Source organism: Nocardia sp. NPDC004260 (assembly GCF_053603155.1).
Map to the genome: position 1 here is coordinate 1 of NZ_JBSGEZ010000164.1, position 5,296 is coordinate 5,296.

Below are 5,296 nucleotides of genomic sequence, written 5' to 3' on the forward strand. Positions count from 1 at the left end.
GCACCCAGGAAGGAGGTCGGGTAGAACATCAACTAGGACCCACCACCTGTCCGATTACGTGAACGACGGGCTGGGGAATTGAGTGAACGCTGACAGTCTTCGGTGGTGATCAGCAGATACAGCGTGCCCAGGGGATCGGCGGCGGGGCCTGCGTCGGCTTCGATGGCCATGCATCCGCCGCCGGTGTTGATGAGGCGGGGGCGGCCGCCGATCTCGGCGAGTAGTTCCATTTCCGGGCGGTGGGCGGCGAGCATGCGCGCGGCGGTGCGGTCGACGGCCGGGGCGTTGAGTGTGGCTATGGGCATGGCGCGGTGTCCTTTGCGGTTAGAGGGTGGCGACCAGGGCGGCCGCGACGTGCTGACGGTGGCCGCGTACGCGGCGGGCGGCGTCGCTGCGGTCCTCGGCGAATTCGGAGAACTCGCCGCAGCTGCATCGGGCGGAGCTGTGGCGGTCGTAGACCTTGCCGCTCTTGCCGCCGGGGCGGTGGCTTCCGGCGCTGGTCGGCCATTCGCCGGGGCGTAGGTAGTCGCTGGGGTGGTGCCAGCCGCGCGGCTCGGCGGTGGTGGTGCGGTGTTGTTCGGCGAGCAGAGCCAGGCGCGCGGCGAGGGTGAGCCGTACAGCCGGGCGGTTCTCCGGTTCGGTGGCGATCAGTCCGCGGTCGGCGAGCCGCCGTGCGGCGGCGGGCGGAATGCGGCCGAGGAAGCCGACGTGAAGGCTTCCGTCTGGGCGCCAGCGTGCCCGGGTGGGGTGTTCGGCGATGTGCTCGAGGTCGGCGCGCATGGTCGCGGTGAGGCGGGCGGCGGTGATCGGCTCGGCGGTGATGGTGGCGGTTGTGGTGGTGACGGTGTCGCCGGTGAGGTGGTGCACGTTCCATTGCAGGACGAATCCGCCGTTGCGGCGGGCCTCGACCGTGGCGCGGCGGGTGCGGACAGCTCGGCGCAGCAGAGAGGTTGCGTCGGCTTCGCTGTAGGTGGCAGTCCAGGTGTCGGCGCCACCGTCGGCGCGGCTGATGCGGAAGCGCAGCGGGGCGAGGCGGAGACGGAGCGGGGCGAGGTCGGGTGTGTGCTCGGTGCTGGGGCGGCTCATTGGTTGGGCTCCGGGGTGCTGATCGGGCGCGTGTGCGCGGTGGTGGTGTGTGGGTCCGCTGGTGTGCTCGGGCGGGTCGGCGCGATCGACCGGGGGCGCTGGGTGCTGGCCGCTTCAATGGGCGCAGCACGGAGCGCAGCGGAGTTCCGATCCGTGGGGCTCCCGCCGGCCGCCCGGGGTGCGGTGCGGCCGGCGGTGTTCGGCGGTGCTCGGGTTGCTCTAGTCGTCCTCGTCCTCGGAGATGGTGACCACGACGCGCGGGGTCAGGGCCTCGAGCAGCGCCGGGAACGCCAGGGCGGGCGCGCCGGGGCGTAGTGCCTGGGTGGTGGCGTGGGCGCTGGCGGTGACGCGCGCGTGAGTGAGGTCGATTCCGGCGGCGGTGAGGGCCGCGCGCACGGTGCGCACCGTGGGCGCGAGGTGGCCTCGGTCGGTGCCCTCGCGGGTGTACCAGGTGATGCCGATTTCAATGCGGCGGCTGGTGGAATTTCCGCTGCCGGAGGCGTGTTGGCCTGCCGTGCGGACAGCGCGGGCAAGGTTGTTGCGGGCGATCAGGGCGGCGAACCTGTGCCATCCGGACAGGAGCGGCGTGGTGAAGGTGAAGGCGAAGGGTTCGGGCTGGGCGGCGACCATTTCGGGCGTTCTCCTCGGATTCTGTTCGGGTTTGTCACGCACTCGGCCCGTGGGTGTTGGTGTGGTCCACGGGCCGAATGCGTGGGGGCTAGAACAAGTCGGCGAACTCGGTTTCGAGCGTGCGCAGGATGCGGGCCAGCTGTTCGGCGGCGCGGTGGCATACCTCCGGCGGGGTGTCGCCGGGCTGGTGTGGCCGTGCGGCGCGGTGGCGGAGCGTGGCGAGATGTTCGCGTAGGGCTTCGTGGTAGTGGTTGGGCAGGGTGGCCGTGTCGGCGGGCACGCTGCGGAATGACAGCAGGCGGGAAAGGATCGTTTGCACGACTGCGGCGGCGTCGGGGTCGGCGGCGTGGCATGCGCCGGGCGGGGCGTAGAGGCGGAATGTGCGCATGAGGAACCCGCGCCCGTCGACGGCGAGGGGCATCCGCTCGCATGCGCGGTCGTCGTCGGCTTCGGGCGTCCATGTTCCGACCACGGTGTAACCGGCGGCGGTAAGGGCGCTTTCTGCGGTGGCTGCGTTGTAGTTGAACTGCTCGAGGAATTGCATTACCTCGATCCCGTAACCATGGTCCTCGACGCGCCAGACCTGCACGAGACGGCGGGCGCGGGCGGGGTGGCCGACCGGGGGGCGGCGCGCGATCAGCATCGGCTCTGTCCTTCCTCGGTGGCGGTCTGCGGCCCAGTGGCGGCCGGTCGCGGGGCGGGTTCGCTCGGGGTGTCCTCGTGCCTGGTGTCGCGGGACAGCTGAGCGTCGGGGCGGGCGGCGGTCAGCCGAGCGATGGCCTGGGCGGTGGTCTCATCGGTCGCGTAGCTGGTGCGCTCCAATCCCGCGAATTGACCGTGTCGGGTGTAGAGGCTGACCAGGGCGGGCCGGTCGGGGCCGTGGTCGGCCCATTCCGCATAGCCGCCCTGGGGCAGGGTGAGGCGCACGATTTCGGTGCTCACCGGGGGCAGCTCCGGGCTGCCGGTGGGCGCGGTGAGTGCGGCACGGACCTGCTCGCTGGTCGCGCCGTGCTCGAGGGCGCGGCGGACCTCGGTCCCGATACAGCCGCGTAGGCGGATGCGGTATCCGGCCTCTCCGGCGGGCAGGGCGAGCAATTCCGCGCGGGTCTCGGTGACCAGTCGCAAGGCCGCGTCTCGCACTCGGCCGCGGTAGGCGTCGGCTCGGGTGAGGTCTTCGGGGTCTTCGGTGGCGCGGTAGAGGGCGATGATTGCGGGGTGATGATTCGGCATGGTGCTGGTGTCGCTTTCAAGTGCTCGGGGGAGGCATCGGGCACGTACCCTGTGCCCGATGCCTGCGCGGGGTCGGTGGCGGTCAGGCTGCGGCCGCGAGGGGGGAAAGATCGGCGAGCATCTTGTATCGGCAGGACAGACCGATATCGAGGCCCTGTGCCTTGATCACCGGTTCGACCTCGCCGTTCGCGCGGTTGGTGTTGAGGCTGGCGCGGCGCTTGTCGTCGTCGTCCCAGATCAGTACCGGGTCGCCGACGTTGAAGCTGCCGATGACGCGCTCGGCCATCGTTCCCCGGGAGAAACACACGTCGTATACGGTGTGGCCCGCCGATACGCGGCCGCCGTTTCCGTCGGGGCGGTCGTGGTTGTCGATGACGGTCACGTAGACAGCGATCCGGGTACGGTCTCCGTTGTCGAAGGTTTTCAGATCGGAGATGCGGGCAATGTTGCCTTGTATGCGTCCCATTGGTTCGGCTCCTTTTCGGATTGGTGTTTAAAACGGCGGCTCGTCGTCGGGTGTGACGAGCGGTTCCAAGTGGTCGGGTAGCGGTTCGGTGGGCGGTTCGGGGCTGTTGGCGGGGTCCGCGAGATGGGCGATGATGTGGCTTGCGATCACTCCTAGGTCGTAGCGGCCGAATTTGGCGCACCGGTAGTCGGTCTGTGGGGTGTTTCCGTCGGATATGCGGACCTCGAAATGGTCGCCTTCATCGGTGATGTGGACTACGTCTCCGTCCATGTCTTCAAGGTGAATTACGGTTGTTCCGGGCATGGGTGTCCTTTCGCGCATTCTGGGTGTGGAAGGATTCGCGGCCTAATAGTCGTCTTCGTCCCAGGATTCACCGGCATAGCTGGGGTCGAAATCGGCGGGCTGGTGTTCGGGGTAGCGCTGGCGTCGGGCCTGTTCGCGTTCTGCGGATTCGTCCATGTGGTGGGCGCATTCGTAGATCGGGGTTCCGGTTCCGCCGTAGGACTGGCGGGCGCTGACCTCGCCTCGGCAGTTGCCTTGCCCGCTGCGGAGGCAGGGTTGCGCGGCGGCGTGGAGGCGGGCGACCTCGATGGGGTCGGGTACGACGGATTTACAGTCGTAGCACCACATTTCGCCAGGCTTCAGCTGCTCCTGTTCGGGGTAGAACGGCGGGTTGCGGTAGCCGCATCCGCTGTTGTGGCGGCATTCGCTATCGGCTGTGGTGGTGGTCATCGGGTGCCCTTTCGGCGTGGTGGCGGGGGTTCCGGCGGGTGCCGGGCACGTACCCTGTGCCCGGCACCCCCGGGGACGTTGCGGTTATGCGGTGGTCGAGCGGAAACGAAGGTCGTTCGCATGCAGAGTTGCGATGTCGCCGGTGTCGACCCATGCGCGCCATGCGTCCTGTATGGGGTGGCGCGAGCCGTACTTGCCGTCTTTGTAGTCCTGCGCGTAAACGCCGTATGCGTGCCCGAAGTCGATCGAATCGCCGGTTTCGGCTGAGCCTTTTCCTGTGGCGTCCTGCCAGCCCCACACATACGCCGTTGCCTGCAAGGCGAGGTAGTACGCTTCCGTTCCGGTCTTGACGCGCGACCATTCCTCATGGGTCGGAACCTTGCGGGCGATTTGGTTGGCGCTCATGTGCAATCCTCTCAATTTCTGTTTGTGAATGTCACGCAATTTGTAGATGGGCATGCGGCGGCGTGGGCTGCTGGGTTACTGGGCGAGCTTCTTCTTGCGGGGCTTGCGGGCGTAGTAGATCCGGGCGTTGGGCCACATCCGGAGAAGTCGGGCGCGGAATTCGTCGTTGGCGAGCAAGGTGCGCATGGCTTCGGGGTCTCGGACCGCTTTGACGTCGTCGCCGACGATGAGGGCGGCGCAGGTGCGGACGTCGAGAATAGGGCCGCTGGGGTCGAAGATCTGGCGGCACACCATGTCCTTGATGGTTTCCTTGACCACCTGCTTTTCGAACGGATTCGAGGGCATCGCGTACGCGGGAATTTCAGTCACGGTGGTGGCTCCCATTTCCTTGTCTTTCCCCTCTGCCTTACATCTCTATTCTAGCTTTATCACGCATATCACGCAATTTGAGAAGCTGTGTCTAGGCGTGGTGTTTTTCACTGTTATTTTTTGGTTGTGGGGGTTGCGTTTTTTCTTTTCGCGCCTTTGGGAGTGCCTGCCCCTCCGGCGAGGAGCGGGGGTTTCGGGGGCGGAGCCCCCGTGCGCGGCCGCGGGGCCGCGAGGCGGTTCGGTGGTGCGGGCGAAGGCATAGGGAGGGGCGGTGTCGGTGTGTTCCTTCGGTCGGCCTGAAGCAGGGAGCGCGCGCCAGGGGCCGGTGTGCCAGGTGGAGCGCCCGCAGCGCAGCGAGGACGTACGACCTGGCGCGCC

10 protein-coding genes are annotated in these 5,296 nt (G+C 67.8%); all 10 read right to left on the bottom strand.

The annotated features are described in order from the left end of the window. Window positions 1-32: 32 nt before the first annotated feature. Window positions 33-305, bottom strand: coding sequence for a hypothetical protein (locus ACWEO7_RS37880; RefSeq protein WP_452430472.1), 273 nt, complete (start codon window positions 303-305; stop codon window positions 33-35). Window positions 306-324: 19 nt separating this feature from the next. Then, window positions 325-1,086, bottom strand: coding sequence for a hypothetical protein (locus ACWEO7_RS37885; RefSeq protein WP_452430474.1), 762 nt, complete (start codon window positions 1,084-1,086; stop codon window positions 325-327). Window positions 1,087-1,305: 219 nt separating this feature from the next. Continuing rightward, the gene (locus tag ACWEO7_RS37890; RefSeq protein WP_452430476.1) at window positions 1,306-1,716 is read right to left on the bottom strand and encodes a hypothetical protein; all 411 of its coding nucleotides are present in this window, start codon (window positions 1,714-1,716) and stop codon (window positions 1,306-1,308) included. Between the two features lie 88 nt (window positions 1,717-1,804). Continuing rightward, window positions 1,805-2,359: a hypothetical protein gene (locus ACWEO7_RS37895; protein ID WP_452430477.1), complete on the bottom strand. Its 555-nt coding sequence runs from the start codon at window positions 2,357-2,359 to the stop codon at window positions 1,805-1,807. After that, window positions 2,353-2,946 carry a hypothetical protein gene (locus ACWEO7_RS37900; protein ID WP_452430479.1) on the bottom strand — a complete coding sequence of 198 codons (594 nt, stop codon included), beginning with the start codon at window positions 2,944-2,946 and terminating at the stop codon, window positions 2,353-2,355. Before ACWEO7_RS37900 ends, ACWEO7_RS37895 begins: the two co-directional genes overlap by 7 nt. Before the next feature lie 82 nt (window positions 2,947-3,028). Further along, the gene (locus tag ACWEO7_RS37905; RefSeq protein ID WP_452430480.1) at window positions 3,029-3,412 is read right to left on the bottom strand and encodes a hypothetical protein; all 384 of its coding nucleotides are present in this window, start codon (window positions 3,410-3,412) and stop codon (window positions 3,029-3,031) included. Between the two features lie 27 nt (window positions 3,413-3,439). Continuing rightward, window positions 3,440-3,682 carry a hypothetical protein gene (locus ACWEO7_RS37910; RefSeq protein ID WP_452430482.1) on the bottom strand — a complete coding sequence of 81 codons (243 nt, stop codon included), beginning with the start codon at window positions 3,680-3,682 and terminating at the stop codon, window positions 3,440-3,442. A 75-nt stretch (window positions 3,683-3,757) separates the two neighbouring features. Then, window positions 3,758-4,144 (bottom strand): hypothetical protein, encoded by a 387-nt coding sequence (locus ACWEO7_RS37915; RefSeq protein ID WP_452430484.1) that lies wholly within the window; start codon window positions 4,142-4,144, stop codon window positions 3,758-3,760. 84 nt (window positions 4,145-4,228) lie between these two features. Further along, the gene (locus ACWEO7_RS37920) at window positions 4,229-4,549 is read right to left on the bottom strand and encodes a hypothetical protein (protein WP_452430486.1); all 321 of its coding nucleotides are present in this window, start codon (window positions 4,547-4,549) and stop codon (window positions 4,229-4,231) included. 75 nt (window positions 4,550-4,624) lie between these two features. Then, window positions 4,625-4,918, bottom strand: coding sequence for a hypothetical protein (locus ACWEO7_RS37925; protein WP_452430488.1), 294 nt, complete (start codon window positions 4,916-4,918; stop codon window positions 4,625-4,627). Window positions 4,919-5,296: the final 378 nt, after the last annotated feature.